The 17,118-nt window shown below is 68.4% G+C and carries 12 protein-coding genes and 1 pseudogene; 2 read left to right on the plus strand and 11 right to left on the minus strand.

What is annotated here, in order from left to right; translation table 11 throughout:
- Window positions 1–60: 60 nt before the first annotated feature.
- Window positions 61–1,281 (minus strand): CaiB/BaiF CoA transferase family protein, encoded by a 1,221-nt coding sequence (locus ACFY01_RS06160; RefSeq protein ID WP_390734448.1) that lies wholly within the window; start codon window positions 1,279–1,281, stop codon window positions 61–63.
- 187 nt (window positions 1,282–1,468) lie between these two features.
- Window positions 1,469–2,755, minus strand: a complete 1,287-nt coding sequence (locus ACFY01_RS06165; RefSeq protein WP_390734449.1) for an acyl-CoA dehydrogenase family protein — start codon at window positions 2,753–2,755, stop codon at window positions 1,469–1,471.
- Between the two features lie 293 nt (window positions 2,756–3,048).
- Here ACFY01_RS06165 and ACFY01_RS06170 point away from each other — a divergent pair, with 293 nt between their 5' ends.
- Window positions 3,049–4,305 (plus strand): PucR family transcriptional regulator, encoded by a 1,257-nt coding sequence (locus tag ACFY01_RS06170; RefSeq protein WP_390734450.1) that lies wholly within the window; start codon window positions 3,049–3,051, stop codon window positions 4,303–4,305.
- 84 nt (window positions 4,306–4,389) lie between these two features.
- Here ACFY01_RS06170 and ACFY01_RS06175 read toward each other — a convergent pair whose 3' ends face one another.
- The 6 genes from ACFY01_RS06175 to ACFY01_RS06200 form a co-directional block, all read right to left on the minus strand.
- A complete protein-coding gene (locus tag ACFY01_RS06175; RefSeq protein ID WP_390734451.1) occupies window positions 4,390–5,892 on the minus strand; it encodes a long-chain fatty acid--CoA ligase in 1,503 nt (500 codons plus the stop codon).
- A gap of 465 nt (window positions 5,893–6,357) precedes the next feature.
- A complete protein-coding gene (locus ACFY01_RS06180) occupies window positions 6,358–7,251 on the minus strand; it encodes a 3-hydroxyacyl-CoA dehydrogenase (protein ID WP_390734452.1) in 894 nt (297 codons plus the stop codon).
- Window positions 7,252–7,294: 43 nt separating this feature from the next.
- A complete protein-coding gene (locus ACFY01_RS06185) occupies window positions 7,295–8,263 on the minus strand; it encodes a 3-hydroxyacyl-CoA dehydrogenase NAD-binding domain-containing protein (protein WP_390734453.1) in 969 nt (322 codons plus the stop codon).
- 880 nt (window positions 8,264–9,143) lie between these two features.
- Complete coding sequence (locus ACFY01_RS06190; protein WP_390734454.1) at window positions 9,144–11,114, minus strand: SpoIIE family protein phosphatase; 1,971 nt, start codon at window positions 11,112–11,114, stop codon at window positions 9,144–9,146.
- A 155-nt stretch (window positions 11,115–11,269) separates the two neighbouring features.
- Window positions 11,270–11,806: a DUF6262 family protein gene (locus ACFY01_RS06195; protein ID WP_390734455.1), complete on the minus strand. Its 537-nt coding sequence runs from the start codon at window positions 11,804–11,806 to the stop codon at window positions 11,270–11,272.
- Window positions 11,803–12,750 (minus strand): hypothetical protein, encoded by a 948-nt coding sequence (locus tag ACFY01_RS06200; protein ID WP_390734456.1) that lies wholly within the window; start codon window positions 12,748–12,750, stop codon window positions 11,803–11,805. Before ACFY01_RS06200 ends, ACFY01_RS06195 begins: the two co-directional genes overlap by 4 nt.
- Window positions 12,751–13,283: 533 nt before the next feature.
- Here ACFY01_RS06200 and ACFY01_RS06205 point away from each other — a divergent pair.
- On the plus strand, window positions 13,284–14,159 hold the full coding sequence (locus ACFY01_RS06205; protein ID WP_390734457.1) for an LLM class F420-dependent oxidoreductase: 876 nt from the start codon (window positions 13,284–13,286) through the stop codon (window positions 14,157–14,159).
- An 80-nt stretch (window positions 14,160–14,239) separates the two neighbouring features.
- Here ACFY01_RS06205 and ACFY01_RS06210 read toward each other — a convergent pair whose 3' ends face one another.
- The 3 genes and pseudogenes from ACFY01_RS06210 to ACFY01_RS06220 form a co-directional block, all read right to left on the minus strand.
- Window positions 14,240–15,394: a Gfo/Idh/MocA family protein gene (locus ACFY01_RS06210; protein ID WP_390734675.1), complete on the minus strand. Its 1,155-nt coding sequence runs from the start codon at window positions 15,392–15,394 to the stop codon at window positions 14,240–14,242.
- A 171-nt stretch (window positions 15,395–15,565) separates the two neighbouring features.
- A pseudogene (locus ACFY01_RS06215) lies at window positions 15,566–16,678 on the minus strand (NAD(P)/FAD-dependent oxidoreductase); the annotation flags it as partial.
- Window positions 16,668–16,877, minus strand: coding sequence for a ferredoxin (locus ACFY01_RS06220; protein WP_390734458.1), 210 nt, complete (start codon window positions 16,875–16,877; stop codon window positions 16,668–16,670). The gene ACFY01_RS06220 and the pseudogene ACFY01_RS06215, both read right to left, overlap by 11 nt.
- Window positions 16,878–17,118: the final 241 nt, after the last annotated feature.

Here is a 17,118-nt window from a genome sequence, read left to right on the forward strand (position 1 = left end):
AGGGCTTGATTCTCGGGGTTGTTCACCGCCTGCGCCGGTGTTGTTGGTGTGCGACCACTGCTAGCGCGGGACCGCTCCACCGCTACGCAGGGATTCGATGTCGTCGGCAGTGAAGCCGAGCTCTGTGAGGACCTCTTCGGTGTGCTCACCCAGATCGGGAGCCGGGCGTGCGGGGACTTTCTGTTCTTGGTCCAGGTGCACGGGGCTGTTGAGGGTCATGTGTGGCTCGCTGCTGCCGTCCTCGATCGGCACCACGATCTGATTGGCCAGGAGTTGGGGGTCGTGGGCGAATTCCTCGAGTGTCTGGACGACCCCGTAGGTGAGGCCGGCGGCGTCGAGTACCTCGCGCCATTCGGCCAGGGGACGGGTGGCGAACCGTTTGTCCAGCAGAGCGACGATCTCGGCGGCGTGGGCGCGGCGGCTGGGGGTGTCGTGGAACCGGGGGTCCTCGGCGGCCTCGGGGTGCCCGATGGCCTTGAGGAACAGGGGGACCTGCTTGTCTTCGTTGGCGAAGGCCAGGAGGATCCAGCGGTCGTCCGCGGTGCGGTACACGTTGCCCAGGGCGTTGGGCGGGTCGGAGCGGTCGATGGGGCGGGGTGGTTTCGCGCCGAGCAGGGCAGCCTGCAGCCACATCCCCGCAGCCCAGGCGCCTTCCGCGATCAGGGATGCGCTGACGCGTGCGCCCTGGCCGGTCTTCTCGCGTCGGTACAGGGCGGTCATGATCCCGGCGAACAGAGTGATCGAGGTGGGATGGTCGCCGGAGCCGAACGCGCTGATGGCCGGGGCCGCGTCGCGCTGGCGAGTGAAGTCCATCAGACCGCTGCGTGCCCAGAACGCCGTGACGTCGAAGCCGGGCAGGTGCGCGTCCGGGCCTTGCTCACCGAAGCCGGTGACGTCGGCGTAGACCAGCCGGGGGTTCAGGGAGGCAAGATCGTCGTAGTCCAGGCCGAGCTTGTCTCGGGTGCGGGGCGGGAAGTTGGTGACCAGGACGTCGGCCCACCGCACCAGCCGTTCGAGTACGGACCGGGCGCCGGACGATTTCAGGTCGAGCTCGATGCTGCGCTTGTTGCGGTTGTCCAGCTGCCAGGGGTAATTGACCCCGTCGACGCGGGGGTTGGGGGGAATACGGCTGAGTGCACGGTAGCTGTCGCCGGTGCGCGGTGGTTCGACCTTGACGACATCGGCGCCGAAGTCACCGAGCACGGTGGCCGCGGCCGGCCCGGCGATGAAACTGGCGATATCGACGACGTGCAGTCCCTCCAGCAAGGGCGTGTTCTCCATGAGAGGTTCCTCTTCCGCGGGTGTCCGGCGGACATGTGGGTTGTCCTCGTCGCCGGCGCTGCCTGCAGCGGGCCGTCATGGGAGATGCACGGCAGGCGGCGCAGCGGCGAAGGGTGTACTGACGGCCGGTCCCCGGGGGCGCAGGGCTTCGGCGCTGTCGTGGTGCGAGGTGCGAGGCGCACCGGCGCTAGTGGCGGCCGTCGGGGGCCATGGGCACGAAGGCGTTGTATCCGGTGATGTCGCGCCCGACGATCAGTGCCTGCACCGTGTCGGTGCCCTCGTAGGTGTCGATGGCCTCGATGTCGCACAGATGCCGGGCCACGTGGTAGTCGAGCAGGATGCCGTTGCCGCCGAGCATGTCGCGGGCGTCGGAGAGGATGGCACTCGCGCGTTCCGTGTAGTGCATCTTGGCCAGCGCGACCCGCGGCATCGAATACTTGCCTTCGTCCATGAGCTGGCTGAGCCGGTACTGCATGCACACCATGTCGGTGATGTCCGCCAGCATCCGCGCCAGCCGGTACTGGACGAGCTGGAAGGCCGCCAGTGGTACACCGAACTGCTTGCGCTGCATGGCATAGGCCAGTGCGGTCTCGTAGCCGGCGATGGCGGCGCCGATCGACTCCCAGGCCACGCAGAAACGCGAGGCCAGCAGGACCTTCTCGGTGTCACGGAAGGTGTTGACGTTGGCCAGGCGGTTCTCGGCGGGCACGCGGACGTCGGTGAGGGAGATCTGCGCGTTCTGCACGCAGCGCAGCGCCGTCTTGCCGGTGATGACCTCGGCCTCGAACCCCGGGGCGCCCTTCTCGACGACGTAACCGCCCACGTGGCCGTCGTCATCGCCGCGGGCCCAGATGATCACGTAGTCGGCGAAGGTCGCGTTACCGATCCAGCGCTTGTGGCCGTTGAGTACGTACGAGTCGCCGTCCCTGTGCGCGGTCGTCTCCAGCTTGACCACGTCCGTGCCGTGGGCCGGCTCGGTCAGACCGAAGGCGCCGATCTTCTCCAGACGCGCCATCTGCGGCAGGAAGCGCTGCTTCTGCTCCTCCGAGCCCAGCAGCGCGATCGACATCATGGCCAGGGCCGAGTGCACTCCTATGAACGTGGACATGCTCAGATCACCGCGGGCCAGCTCCATGATCACTACACCGGCCGTCACGTTGCTCATCCCGGGCGAGCCGTAGCCGGGAACCTGGAAACCTGCGATGCCCAGCTGCGCCAGCTTGGGAACCAACTCGTGCGGAAACTCCGCGCGCTCCCAGTAGGGGTTGATGATCGGGATGACCTCCTGGTCCATGAACTCACGCACGCGTTGCCGCAGTGCCTGCTGATCATCCGTGAGCAGGTCGTTCAGCAGGTAGTAATCCGTATGCTCGGGGCCCCCCAGCACGGGTGGCTGGACGACCGGATGCCCGTTCCCCGGGCCGACGGTGGTGACGTCGACGGGCATCATCGTGTCCTGGCTTTTCGCGTTCATCCGTCCGACGCTCCCTTTTGCTCGACCTGGGTTCGCTTCGTCCCCATGACACGACGCTAGGGGCTGGCGTGCGGGAAACCATCGGACGCAGAGCACGAGCTTTCCGAAGTAATTCGTACCCGCGACCCGATGCACTCGGGGTGACCGCTCCGGCACAGAAAGGCGCGAGGCATGGAAGGTCGGCAACTCACCCGGCGCACAATGTCTACCTGGCCGCCGGAAGAACCGGCTGCCGGAGATCTGTGCGTTGGATGGCGCGGTCGGGACCATGGCGATAGCGTGACGATATGGCTGTGGGCAGCGTCGAAGCAGCAAAGTGCCTGTCCGTCGTGGCGTCGAACGTGGCTGCGCACATGCCGGAAGTCAGCCAGGACGTGTGGGAGCTTGTGATTGCCGAAATCCCGCACCTGAGAGGCGATCGGATAATTCTCGACACCCTTAAAGCGAGCGTCGAGGAGAATATCGCCACATTGCTGCACGGATTTGAGAACGACATGCCGCTGAACACCGTGGACGGGCCCGCGGCTGCACTGGATTATGCGCGACGGCTGGCTCAGCGCAATGTTCCCATCAGCTCGCTCGTCAGGTCCTACCGGATCGGTCACTGGCGTTTCCTGGAGTGGTGCCTGGACGAGCTCCGCCGTCAAGGACCCGATGAGAAGGTCTGCACGGCTACCGCGCGCCTCATGCTGGAGCTGAGCTTCGGATACATCGACCGCGTCAGCGAACGAGTCATCGAGGTCTACCAGTTGGAACGGGATCGTTGGCTGCTGGGCCAGACCGCCGTGCGCGCCGTACGGGTGCGAGAGATCCTGGCCGAAAAGCACGTGGACGCCGACTCGGCGGAATCAGCCCTTGGCTATCGGATAGGTCAACATCATCACGTGGGGTTGATCCTCTGGCTGCCCCGGCGGCCCCTTGGCGGTGAAGGTCTCGCCCGGCTCGACCGGCTGACAAGCCGGATCGCCGTGGAACTCAACTGCTGTGCCAACCCGCTGTTCGCCGCCCGGGAGGAATCCCTGGCCTGGGCCTGGCTGGCCTTTCGTTCGCCCCGGGTTTCCTGGGACGTGCTGGCCAGTGCGGTCGAGGACGGCGACCCCATGGCGTGGGCGGCCGTGGGGGACGTGGAACCCGGCGTCGAGGGTTTCCGCCGCACTCATCGCCAGGCTGTGCGCGCACAGGAACTAGCGATGGCGGCGGGTACCGGAGCCCGGGTCACCGCGTACGCCCAAGTCGCCCCGATTGCATTGATGTGCACGAACATTGAGGACACCCGCGCCTGGGTGTGGAGCGTGCTGGGTGCCCTGGCCGTCGACGACGAGCGCTGCGCCCGGCTCCGGGAGACCTTGCAGACTTTCTTCGCCACCGGCTGCAGCTACACCGCCACCGCCCGCCATCAGATTCTGCACAAGAACACCGTGCAGTACCGCATCCGAAGAGCCGAGGAAATCCTGGGGCGACCACTGCAGGAGCGGCGCCGCGACCTGGAGTTGGCGCTGCTCGCGGTTCAGTACCTCGGCTCAACTTTCCTGCGACCGGGCCCCTCCTGAGCGCACTCGTAGGCAATCCGCCGCTCTCGCGGCCACGTTGAACTGACCGACGAAGTGCTCACGCCCTGTCCCGGCGGAATCAGCTCATCGCTTGCCCGGTTCGGCCGGCGGGACGATCTCCCGCTTGAGGATCTTGCCGGTGGGCCCTTTCGGCAACGCGTCCACGATCCATACCTTCCGCGGATATTCGTACGCGGCGACCTGCCGCTTGACGTAGTCGCGCAGCTCCTGGGCCGTGGCAGCGGCGCCTGGCTTGAGAACGACGGCGGCGCCGATCTCCTCGCCGAGATCAGGATTGGGCAGGCCGATGACCGCGGCATCGGCCACCGCCGGATGTTCGTACAGCACGTCTTCGACCTCGCGCGGGTACACGTTGTACCCGCCGCGAATGATCAGATCCTTCTCCCGGCCGACGATCCAGAAGTACCCGTCCAGGTCGACCCGGGCAAGGTCGCCGGTGTGCAACCAGCCGTTGCGGATCGCGGCGGCCGTGGCTTCGGGACGCTGCCAGTACCCCTTCATCACGTTGTGACCGCGGATCACGATCTCGCCGGTCTCGCCCTGCGGCACCTCGATGCCGCCGTCGTCGACCACCCGCATCTGGACGCCGTGGATCGGGGTGCCGATCGAGCCGGGCTTGCGCGGGGCATCCAGGCGGCTGAAAGAGGCGACCGGCGAGGTTTCCGACAGTCCGTAGCCTTCGAGCACCACACAGCCGAACGCGGCCTCGAAGTCGCGCAGCACCTGGACCGGAATCGCCGCGCCACCGGAGACGGCCAGCCGGAGCGCGGAGACGTCGTAGGTCTCCCGGTCCGGCGGCTGCAACAGCCTGCTGAAGATCGTCGGTACCCCGGCGAAGACCGTCACCCCGTGCTCGGCCAGCATCTGCAGCGCCTGCCCGGCGTCGAAGCGCGGTAGCAGCGTCAGACACGCGCCGGCGGTGACGGCGGCGTTGAGCGTGCAGCTCTGCCCGAACGCGTGGAACAGGGGGAGCCCACCGAAGATCACGTCGTCCGAGGTGAGATGAACCAACTCGGACGCCACGACGTCACAGTTTCGGGTGAGGTTGGCGTGGGTCAGTTCCGCCCCCTTCGGCTCACCGGTCGTCCCCGATGTGTAGAGGATCACCGCGGTGTCGTCCTCGCGCCGCTCGATCACGTCCTCGGCGAGTGGGGCGGAGGCGAGCAGCGCGTCGAATCCGCTGGGATCGACGACCACCGCATCGGCCTCGACCTGCTGTGCGCCGGTGCGTACCTCCTCGGGGAAGGCGGGCCGGGCGAAGAGCAGCCGGGAGCCCGAGTCGCCGAGGTAGTAGGCGACCTCCCGGGCCTTGAGCAGGGGGTTCATCGGAACGACGATGCCGCCGGCCCGGAGCACGCCGAAGTAGGCGATGGCGAATTCCGGACTGTTGGGCAGCATGATCCCGACTTGGTCGCCAGGTTTGACGCCGCGGTCGCGGAGCAGTCCCGCCATCCGGGCGCTGACCTGGTCAAGCGCGCGATACGAGAGGATGTCATCCCCTAGACGCAGCGCGGCGCGGTCCGGGTGGGCACTGGCGCTTCGTACGACGTGCGACGCGAGGTTCATGGCAGAGCCACCCTTCGGCAGGTTCGCCTTCGTCGGCTGCGTAGCCTCGGCGACAGCGGGATCGCCCGCGCCGCCCTCATGCGCAGCGGAACCGGGAGGTGACCGTCGTCGAGATCACCTCATCGGTTGCGGCTTGCGCTCTGCGGCCTTCTCGATGGCGACATCGGGTCCTTGGCAGCGTGTGGTTTCCCTGCTGGGCGTGGAGCCACAGCACCGCGCCTCGGTATGTGTTTCCGGGCCGTCGGACTCTTGGGCGATCGCCGGTCGAATCCCCAAACATGCACCGCTTGCCCGCACGAAGGCTTCGCTGTCCATTCTGCCGCACCACGTGGGTGCCGCATCTCAGGTCTTTGACCGCAGGTCTCACCGTCACGTCGGGCGCAATGTGCCGTGGCGTCCGCCCTGGGGCAGCCGCACGGCGCGAGCAGCAGCAGAAGCCCGACGCCACCACTGCCGTCGCTGGAATCACGTGGGAATCACGGCATGGGCGATCCCGGTGAGGTTGCCCTGCGCGATGAGGATCTCCCGCCGGTTCGATCCGTCGAGATCCGCTGCGTAGACGGTCCCGGCCATGTCGGTCACGAATATGCGGCCTCCGTCCAGATCGAGAGCGATGCCGATGCCTTCCATCAGGTGGGTCCACAGGATCTCGGGCTCCCGCCGCCCGTTCGGCGGATCCATCGGCGTGCGATTCACGGAGTTGCCTCGCGGCGGGTCCCCTCGGTCGGTCCAGTACAGCGTGCGCTCAGCGAGGTCGAGCTGCAGGTCGATCGGCTCCGGCAGCCCCTGGAGCAGCACCTCGATGTCGCTGCGGTCGGCGGCGGATTCACCGGCGGGAAGGTCGATCGCGGCCCGTAGGATCTTGCCCAGTCCCGCATCGCTCGGGCCCTTCTGCGTCCAGTACAGGTGGCCGCCACCAGGGTCGACGGCGACTCCGACGCACCAGTTGGTCTGGTCGCGGCGGTCGTCGTCTCCCCGCCCTGTCTGCACGAGGGTCTCCACGTTCGAGCCGTCGAGGTCGCAGCGCATGACGCGCATTCCTTCGCGATCGCCCCAGTACAGCTTTCGGCCGGTGACCTCGAAGTGCAGCTGCTTCGGTGTGTGCGTTCCGCCGCTGGGAACGATCGTCGTCCTATTGCTTCCGTCCAGGTCGACGCGCTCGATCGAGCCGTCGTTCACCGGCGGCGACCCCATGTTCGTCCAGTAGATGTGACCTGCCCCGACATCGACGGCCACACCGTCCGGGTACCTGCATCCGGTGACGAGGACCGTCTTGTCGGCACCGTCGGGGTTCACGGAGAACACGCGGCCGTCACCGCTGAGTTCGAGCACGAACAGTCTTTCCTGCCGCTCTGTCACCGTGTCTCCTCCCGGGTGAGAACCGAGTGCCACGGGTGCCGTCTCATGCCGACCGGCCGGCTGTGTCGCTGTGCGGGCCGGATGCGGCGCGCACAGCGAGCAGACTGAGCAGCATCGCGTCACGCTGGGCGGCCAGTTCGTCGACCGAGTGGCCGTTCACCTCATGCAGGACGCCGTCGACGATCTTCTCTCTGAGCTCGGGTGTGAGCTCCGGGGTGCCCAGGTCCTGCCACATCCCGGTCAACCGAGGCATGAGGGTGTCCATGAAGTGCTGGATGCCGCCCTCGCCGCCGCCGAGATGCCACAGCAGATTGGGTCCCATGACACCCCACCTGAGTCCTGGACCCCAGGACACCGCGTCGTCGGAGTCCGCGACGTCGAGCACACCCTGCTCGATCAGGTGGACGACCTCGCGATACAGCGCGGCCTGGAGACGGTTGGCGACGTGCCCGGGGAGCTCCTTCTTGAGGTGAATCGGCTTCTTGCCGATCGCGGCGTAGAAGGACATCGCGTCCCGGATCGTCTCCGGGGCGGTCTTCGTTCCGCCGACGACTTCGACCAGCGGGATGATGTGTGGCGGGTTGAAGGGGTGCCCGATGAGGGTGCGCTCCGGACGTCGGCACTCCGCTTGGATGACACTCATCGTGATGCCCGACGAACTCGACGCGATGATGGAGTCCGGCGGTGTGGCCTCGTCGATGTCGGCGAACAGCTTGACCTTCAGCTCCGGGCGCTCCGGCGCGTTCTCCTGCACGAAATCGGCGTCCGCGACGGCCTGTCGCATATCGGCGGTGAACCTCAGGCGATCGGGTGAGGTTCCAGGTTCGGCCCCGAGCGTGGCTGCCGACTCCCAAGCTGCGTCTACGTACGACCTGAGGGCCTTCTCCGCAGCCGGAGCAGGGTCGGTTGCCGTGACCTCGAAGCCTCGAGCGAGATAATGCGTCGCCCAGCTCGCTCCGATGGTGCCGGTGCCGACGATCGCTACGCGATGGACTGGTTTGTACGCATTCATGTCTTGTCGTCGCTCCTGGGTGCTCTGGTGCCTGTGGGCAAGGGGAATCACGGCCAGGGGTCAGTGGTCAGGACGGCTCGGCCGTGCTGTCGGTCGCCCAGGCAAAGTCTCAGTTCACTTACACTGCGGCGCTCCCTTCCCTTCCCACGCGGTGGGTACATGCGGCCGGGGTCCGTCCCGCGCTCCATCGCCCCTGGTGCAGGCGTGTGCCCTGGCGCGAGACCACTCGCATGAGGTTCGCCATCGGCGGTCCATCCCGACTCGTCGGCTCCGTTCCAGGGTGCGGCGCTTGCCCGTCCAGGGCATCTCGGGGCCACCGAGGAGCCACTTCTCCCATCACATTCCGACGTCGGGTCGTGCCGGCCCGAACGGCCGGCGAGGCACGTGCCGCGCTCGAGTCGGCCCGACGCCCCAGTTGCCCTACCGGCCGCGTCCACGCCTCGGTGGCGAACTTCATGACGAAGCCATCGCTCTGCAGCTTCCACCCGGTTTCGCGTCAGGTCCGGCAATCGGTGGCCGTCCGATTCTCTCGCCGCGTTGAGTACCCCTTCCGACGGGGCGCCGACCAGGCCGTCTCGGGCCCGGAATGTGAACGACCTGATAGAGCGGGAGGAGGCCACGCGTGCCCCCTGCATGCCCGATCGAGCAGAAACTTGCGGGGAGCGACGGGGAATACCGGCAAGCCGCCCAGGAACACGCAGGTCAGCGTCACCCCGGCTCAGCCCTGATCCGCCTACGCGATCTTCCAAACTGGGGCGCTGGGTGACTGGGGGCGGATGGTCCCTTCCACGGCTGGCTTGGCTGAGTCATCGAGAACACACCGCTCGGCGAATGAGCGCGAGTGGTGGTCTTGCAGCGAGGTCGTGAGACGCGGGCGCCGTCATGTGCGTCGGATGACCAGCACGGCCACGTCGTCGAGGTGGTCGACCGCGACCGCGGCGTCGAGGACGCGGTCGGCGGTCTCCTCGGCGTTCAGTCCGTCGTGGAGGGCCTCGCCGGCCAGTGTTCCGGCTCGTTCCAGTCCGGCTTCCAACGTGAGGCCCGGTCCTTCGACCACGCCGTCGGTGACCATGACCAGCGCGCTGTCCGCGTCCAGGGTGAAGGTCTCCTCGCGGTACTCGATGTCGGGCACGACTCCCAGGACCGGCCCGCCCGGCAGCTCGTGGATGCTGTGGCTGCCGTCCTTGCGCGCGCACAGCACCGGCACATGGCCGGCGCTGGAGCCGGTGACCCGTCCGTCGCCCGGGTCGATATGCAGCATGGTGCAGCTGGAGAATCGCGCCGCGCCCATCGTGACGAGCAGTTCGTTGGTGCGCGTCAGCACGGTTGCGGGATCCGGTTCGTGGGCGGCGATCGCGCGCATGGAGGCACGTACCTGTCCCATGGCAGCGGCAGCGTCCACGTCGTGCCCTTGGGCATCGCCGATCTCCATGGCGACCGTGCCGTCGGGCATCACGAAGGCGTCGTACCAGTCTCCGCCGATGTCCAGCCCGTCGCGGCTCGGCCGGTAGCGGGCGGCGACCTCCAGGCCCGCGAGGTGCGCGGGCAGCGTGGGGAGCATGGTCTTCTGCAGCGCCGTGGCCAGCTCGACTCGTGCCTGCTGCAATCTGATGCGCCTCAGTGCCTGGCCTGCCAGGTCGGCCAGCGTACCCATGAGGGTCCGCTCATCCAGGGACGGGCAGTATCCGCTGCCGTAGGTCACCAGCCACGCCCCGAGCGGCTGGTTGCCTGCCTCGCCGAGGGGGGTGATCGAGGTGGCGTAGTCGGAGCCGAGTCGGCCGAGCCGCGGAAATTCGGCCCCCTGCGGCCAACGACGGATGTAGTCCTCCCGGTCGAGGATGACCTGCGGCTTGCCGGTGCGGATCGCCTCGGGCAGGGCGCTCGGGTGGTCCAGCGGCAGGCCGTGCAGGACGTCGACCTCGCACATGGCTATTCCGGCATCGGTGGAGACGCTCAGGCGGCCTTCGTCGACGAGTGCGAGCAGGGCGCCGCTGGCGCCGAAGGTTGCGGCGAGCCGGGTGAGGGCGACCTGCTGCAGCTCCCGCTCCGTGGCTGCGGTGATCAAGGCGGAGGAGAAGTCGGCGATGTCTTTGGCGCGCTGTCGCTCGGCAGTCAGTGCGGCCTTCGCCTTCTCCTTGCGCTTCTCCTGCTTGGTGTCGTCGCGGAGCAATCCGAAGATCCGCTCGGGGCCGCCGTAACCCAGCCGGATCCGACGAGTCTGGGCGGTCAGTTGGTGCCAGCCCTCGTGCTGGGGGAGGTACCGCAACCTCACCCAGGGGGACTGCTGGGTGGAGGCCGAGCGCAGGAGCTGCCGCAGGGCCTCCCGGTCGGCAGAGTGCACTGCCGATATCACTGTGGAGAGCGACACAGTGGGGTCCGGAAAGAGTGCCGCCAGGGCGGGTGCGCCACCGAGCCACTCCAGCTGGTGCTCATCGGATGAATACATCCACAGGCCGAGGTGGGCGGCCGAGGTGGCCATCCGGAACGGGATCAGCAGGCTGGCCAGGTCGTTTCGCGCATCCAGGGCGTGCACCCAGACCAGCTGCTCGTCACTTGCAGGATCCTTCACCTGCTGTGCCTCGATCAAGGAAACAACGGGTGCTCCGCCTCGCCCGGGGAAGTCCAGCACCCGCATCGCGGCCGCCTTCGTCTTGGCGGCGTGAGCCACGAGACTCTCGGCCGACATCCGCTGGCCTGCGGGCCACAGATCACCGAAGCCACGCCCCAGGCACTGCTCCGCAGAACCGCCGAGCGCCGTGGCCATCGCGGCGTTGAGGCTGCGGATGACACCGTCCAGCGTCAGAAGAGCCGCCGGTTCAGCCCCTCGAAGGAGTTCGTCCGAGGCATCCATCTGTGACTCCCTGGCACATACCAAAACAGCCTCTTCAGCCATTTTCGCGCACTTTGCAGCGATGTTTCAGTGGAGGGCGTATCTGACCGCCCGCGTCGAGTGACGATGGCAGGGAACCCGCTGGAAACGGGAGACGGCCGCCCCGTGAAGAGGACCTACCGTTCCGCGCTCCGCTGCTGGTTCAGCGCCCTGGTCAGCTCGCGGTTGGCTCCGCGGGCGGCCTCCAACTCTGCGTCCTTCTCCTCCAGTCGCGCCGCCAGCTCGGTGTTTTGCTGCTCCAGACGGGTCACCTGGCGCCGCAGTTCCTCATGGTCGACGGGGGCGCCGAGTCCCGATTCGCGCCACGCCTGCTCACCCATGTACTCGGAGAGCCGTCGCTCCAAACGCCGGGTCTGCTCCACGAGCCGGGTATTGCGGGCTTGCGCGTTGGCCAGATCGGCCTGCAGCGAGGCGAGACTAACCGGCGGGCCGACCGAGGACGTCGAGCCAACGGGTTGGAGTTCGGCGGCGTGGATGAGGCCGAGGAGGTCGCGGTGGCGGTACAGGAAGGTGCGGTCGACCCCGGCCTGCCGGGCGATGCCGCTCACGCTGATCGCCGTGCCGTTGCGGGTGGCCTGCTCGATAGCGGATATCACCCGCTGGCGGCGGCGCTCGCCGTCAGCCCGGCGGCCGTCGGCCATGGCGTTGCTCATGCGGACCTCGTGGCGTGGCCGTCGGGCAGGGGTTGGCCGATGCGGGGCATGCCGAGCATCACACTGCGGTTGCGGTTGCGGCTGCGGCGTACGACGGCGACGGCCTCGCCGATCTGGGCCTGTTCCTCAGCGGTGAGGTCACCGAGATCGGCCTTGACCCCCTCGATCAGCCGGCGCACTCTACGGATCTCCTCTTCGGAGGGCATGGCCTCGCTGCGCGCCCAGTCGTCGGCGGCGAACGCCGACCTCAGCTTCTCCTGGCTGCGCAGCAGGCCGGCCAGGTACGCCTGCAGGTCAGGCAGGTAGGAGACGTCGGTACGGAAGTGGTCACAGCCCACGCACCGGAACCGGATCGGGCAGCTCTGGCCGCCGGCCGCGACGTTCGAGGGCTCCTGGCAGACGCCGTAGGGGACACTGACTTCGCCGATCGCCCGGCGGACGTGCTCGGAGTCCAGCAGCGACTGGGCCTTACGCCAGACACGAGTGCCGTTGCGGTCGAACTGCAAGGCGATGACCCGGTCCACGGCGTCACGCCGCCGCTCCTGGCTGACCCGGTAGTAGTTCTGGGTGGTCTTGAGATCGGAGTGGTCCATCAGCTCCTTCAGCACGTCCGGAGCCACACCGGCGTCCGCGTGCCGCTGGGCGTAGCTGTGCCGGTAGGCGTAGGGGAAGATCCGGCTCTTGTCGAAGGGCAGCAGGCGGGTGACCGCCTGCCCGTCCTCCTCTACGGTCGTGGGGACCAGGAAGTCGGGCAGCGCGTCGACCCAGGTGCGGTGGCCTTCGCCGATGGAGTGGATCGCCTTGGTGCCGTGCGGGTTGGCGCGCATGCTGGGCAGCAGCTTCAGCTCGCCACCAGGGGTGTCCGAGAACATGTCTCGCACCCGCTGCTGCTGGGTGGTGATGACGGCCGCGGTGGCCTTGCCGATCGGCAGCCGCCGGCCCATTCGGTAGGACTTGTGGTTGTCGTAGACCAGGACGAGGGAGCCGTCGCCTGCCCCAGGCAGTCCAGGGGCAGGTCGCGGATCTCCTCGGGGCGCCGGCCGGTGTCCATCAGCAGTTCGGTGCCCACGCGGACCTCGCGGCTGATGAGCTGCTCCAACTCGTCCAGGTGGTGGCATAGCTGACGCACGACCGCGTCGGGGAGGTCCTTGCCCGCCCCGGTGTCCTCGGGCTCGTCCGGGGTGTCTCCCCGCTGCAGGACGCCTGCCTCGGTACGGGCCTGAAGCCCGTAAAGGACCTCCGCGACGACCCGGTCCGGCAGTCCCCGCAGACACAGCTCTCGGTCGGCGTTGATGGCCGAGGTCGTAGACGACCAGCCCGCCCGCCAAGGCAGTGGCGGGCTCGTGGGTGTTCGACATCTTGTGGTCCGTTCGACCAACTGAGGGAACGGCGGGAATCGACCCGGGACGCCCTCCGGTCGGCAGTGGCTGGAGACGTGATGATCACGGCACAGCCCACCACCCGGAGGGAACACCCGATGAGCGACACCACAGTCCCCCTGAAACAGCGAGTCGGCCGGTACGGCGTCTGGAGTGTCGAACTGCGCTCGGAGGACCCGGCCCGGCGCGGCGAACTGGACGAGGCCGCGGCCGAACTGGAGGAACTCGAGTACGGCGCCATCTGGCTCGGGAACAACAGCACCGCCGACCATGCCGCCCCGCTGATCGGGGCGACGCGCCGCATCGTCGTCGGCACCAGCGTCCTGAACATCTGGCAGCAGGCGGCCGCCACGACCGCGGCCGGCTTCGCCGAGGTGGAATCGGTGCACCCCGACCGCTACCTGGTGGGTCTCGGTGTGAGCCACGGCCCGCTGGTGAAGGACTACAGCCGCCCGTACGCGGCGATGACCGACTACCTCGACGAGCTGGACGAGGCCGGCGTCGCCGCCGACAGCAGGGTGCTGGCCGCGCTGGGCCCGAAGATGCTGAAGCTGTCCGGCGAGCGGGCGGCCGGCGCCATCCCCTACCTGGTCACGCCCGAACACACCGCCCAGGCCCGCGAGATCCTCGGCGCCGGCCCGCTGCTCGCCCCGGAGCTGAAGGTGGTCCTGGAGACCGACCGGGCCCGGGCCCGCGTCCTGGCCCGCGATGCCCTCGCCATGTACCTCACCCTGCCGAACTACACCAACAACTTCCTGCGGCACGGTTTCACCGAGGCCGACCTGGCCGAGGGCGGCAGCGACCGCCTGATCGACGCGGTCTTCGCCTGGGGCGACGAGGACCGTGTTCGCGACCGCATCGACACCTTCCACCAGGCAGGCGCCGACCACGTGGCCCTCCAGGTGCTCACCGGCACCCACAGGGACAAGCTCCCGAGGGAGGAATGGCGCAGGCTCGCTTCTCTATGGGGATAACGGCCTCGGGAAACACCGGAACCGTGGTCATCCTGCCGAGGGCGAAACGGTCGAGCTCCCGACCTGACTCACTTCGGGGCCTACGCGCCCTGCTCTGCGAGTGTGGCCTTCCGGCCCGCGCGCGCCGCCTCTCGGATCCGCTCCAGCATGCGGTGTCGCCGCACGGCGTGCCGGAAGTCGGGAACGCCGTCCTCATCCGGCCCAAGGCTCCCGGTGATCTGGTCGCGCAGAAGCGCGTACTGGTGGGCGACGTTGCAGGCGGGCTCGGTGGATCGCTCGGTCCATTGCGTCAGCGACCGCTGGTAGCGGGCGGGGACCGGAAGTTCGACCAAGCCGCCGTCGTCGCCTCGGGCGCCGTACAGCCGCAGCCGCGCCATCCACCACAGGTCGTGGTCGGCCTTCACGACGAGATCGCCCTGGGTGCCGTTGATCTCCCAGTGGAACCCGGTGGCCCGGGATGTGCCGCCGCGGAAGTGCATCGCGGCCACGGCCCCCGATTCGAGCAGCCCGGTCATGGCGATCTGGTCCTCGGTGCTCTTGGCCGCGACCGCCCCGCTGGTCACGTGGGTGACCTCGGGACGCAGGTTCTCGATGTGAGCCGATACCTCGCGGAACTCGCCGAGCACCATGGTCAGCGCGTCGACCGAGTGCCCGAAGGGGATCGACAGCAGTGTGGCGCCGCTGGTGACGTCCAGCAGGTACGCATGGTCGTCGTCGTACGTGGCGCCCCAGGGCCCGCCCCAGCCGAGCATGCTGGTCGAGAGCACCCGCCCCACGGAGCCCTCGGCGACCAGGTCCCGCAGATAGCGAAGCGGCGGAGCCGATCGTGCCTGCAGGCCGACTCCTGTGAGCACGCCCCTGCGGTGCGCGAGGTCTGCCAGCTCCTCGGCCTGCGCAAGGTCGGCACCGAGCGGCCACTCGCTGAGCACCATCTTCCCCGCCTCCAGCGCGGGCCGGATGAGCTCCAGGTGGTGCGGAACCTTCACCGTCACCACTACGAGATCGACTTCCTCACTGCGGGCCAGCTCCTGTGCGCTGCCGAAGGCCAGCGGCACCGCGTACTTCTCGCCGGCCGCACGCGCGGATTCGGCGCTGCTGGCGCTCAGCGCCCGCAACTCGTATCCGTCGCTTCCTGCCAGTGCCGGCACATGGGCGGTGGCCGCCCACCCGCCGCTCGCGCTCAGTCCTACGACACCGACGCGGATCGGCTCCTGATGAGGGGAAGTGGACGTCATGTGCACCCCAGCGATTGCGGTCACCTGCTCTCTCATCTCAAAACGGCCCATAGCCATGGAGGACACGGTCTGAGCAACCCGGTCAGCTACATGCCGATTGGCTTGCCGTTCGTTTTCGCGGCACCTCACTCGGCGAGTTCGCTCCGAAGCGCCCTGCCCTACTCGTCGGCACAGACGACGTTCACTGAGTGAGCCCTGGGCAATGACCACCTGGTCGGAGTAGGTGGGGACGCCCACAGACTTGATGTTGACCCCGAACTGACTCGACCAGAAGACCGGAACCGCGAGGTGGGGGCGCCGCGGCGGCCCGGGACTGATCATGTTGTGGGCCGCCACCTCGGCCTGCGTGACCGCGTTGCCCCAGTGCTCCAGGGAGAGCATCTAGTAGTCGAAGAGCGGGTGGGGGAAGCGGGAGACGTCGCCGGCCACGAAGACGTCGTCGGTGACGATCCCGTACATGTCGAAGGCGCGGCACCCCGCATCACAGGCGACCCCGTGCGGGCCCGCCGCTAGCCCGGAATCCGCCAGCCACTCCACGTTGCGGACGGCACCCAGGGCGATGACGCACACGTCCGCGTCGATGTGGCTGCCGTCGGAGAGGTCGGCTCCGGTGAACCGCCCGCTGGCGTTCCCGCACAGCGCGGTGACCGTCACTCCGCAGCGCAGGTCCACGCCGTGGGCCCGCTGCAGGCCGGCTGCGAGCTTCGCCAGTGTGCCGCCGAGGGCGCCCACCAGCGGTGCGGTGCCGCGTTCTGCGACCGTGACCTCGATGCCCCGCTCCCGGCAGGCCGAGGCGATCTCCGAGCCGGTGAAGCCTGCGCCGATGACCAGCACCCGGCGCGGCCCGGCGGCCAGCCGCTCGGCCAGGCACCCGGCGTCGTCACGCGTGCGCAGGGTGAAGACTCCGTCCAGGGCGGCCTGCTCCGGTTGGGGCCAGGGGCGCGCCCGGGTTCCGGTGGCGATCAGCAGCCGGTCGTAGGGCAGGGACTCGCCGCAGCCCAGCAGGACCTGACGGCCGACCGGGTCGAGCCCCGTGGCACGTACTCCGAGCCGCCAGTCGGCGTCCGGGTCGCGGCGCATCGGCAGCCCGGTGGTGTCCGCCGCAGACATGCCGAGCAGCACCTGCTTGGACAGCGGTGGCCTGTCGTAGGGCGGGTGGGGCTCGTCCCCGACCACGGTGAGCGAGCCGGTGAAGCCCGTCTCGCGCAGTGCCTCAGCGGCCCGCAGCCCGGCCAGCGACGCCCCGACGATGATGATGGGGCCCTTGCGAAGGTCACCGGTCACCCGCTCTCACCTCCTCGCCCACGAGGATCGCCTGGACCGGCCACGCCGCCGCGGCTTGGCGTACGCGCTCCAGCTGATCGTCCGGGACTTCCTGGCGGTACTGCAGCGCTTCCTCGCCATGCAGCTCGAACATCTCAGGTGCGAGGAACACGCACTGTGCGTACGCCTGGCAGCGGGTGAGGTCCACGACGAGCTGCATCCCGAGCCTTTCCCTCCGCCGCCTTGAGCTCCCTGTCTCTTTCTAGGCTCGGAATGCGCCAGGCGCTCGCTCGGCTACTCCGTCGGAACCAGATCCAGCGGACAAGGGCATTCGAGAACGCGCAGGTGGGCCGGAACGAGGCTGCGATCGGGCACCAGGAACGTAGGGCGCCGTGAAAGCGATCAGTGTGGGGATCATCGGCGCCGGCCCAACCGCGGGTACACGATCACACAGAGCTGTA

Origin of the sequence: Streptomyces sp. NPDC001480, assembly GCF_042894725.1 — a bacterium.
GTDB lineage: Bacteria > Actinomycetota > Actinomycetes > Streptomycetales > Streptomycetaceae > Streptomyces.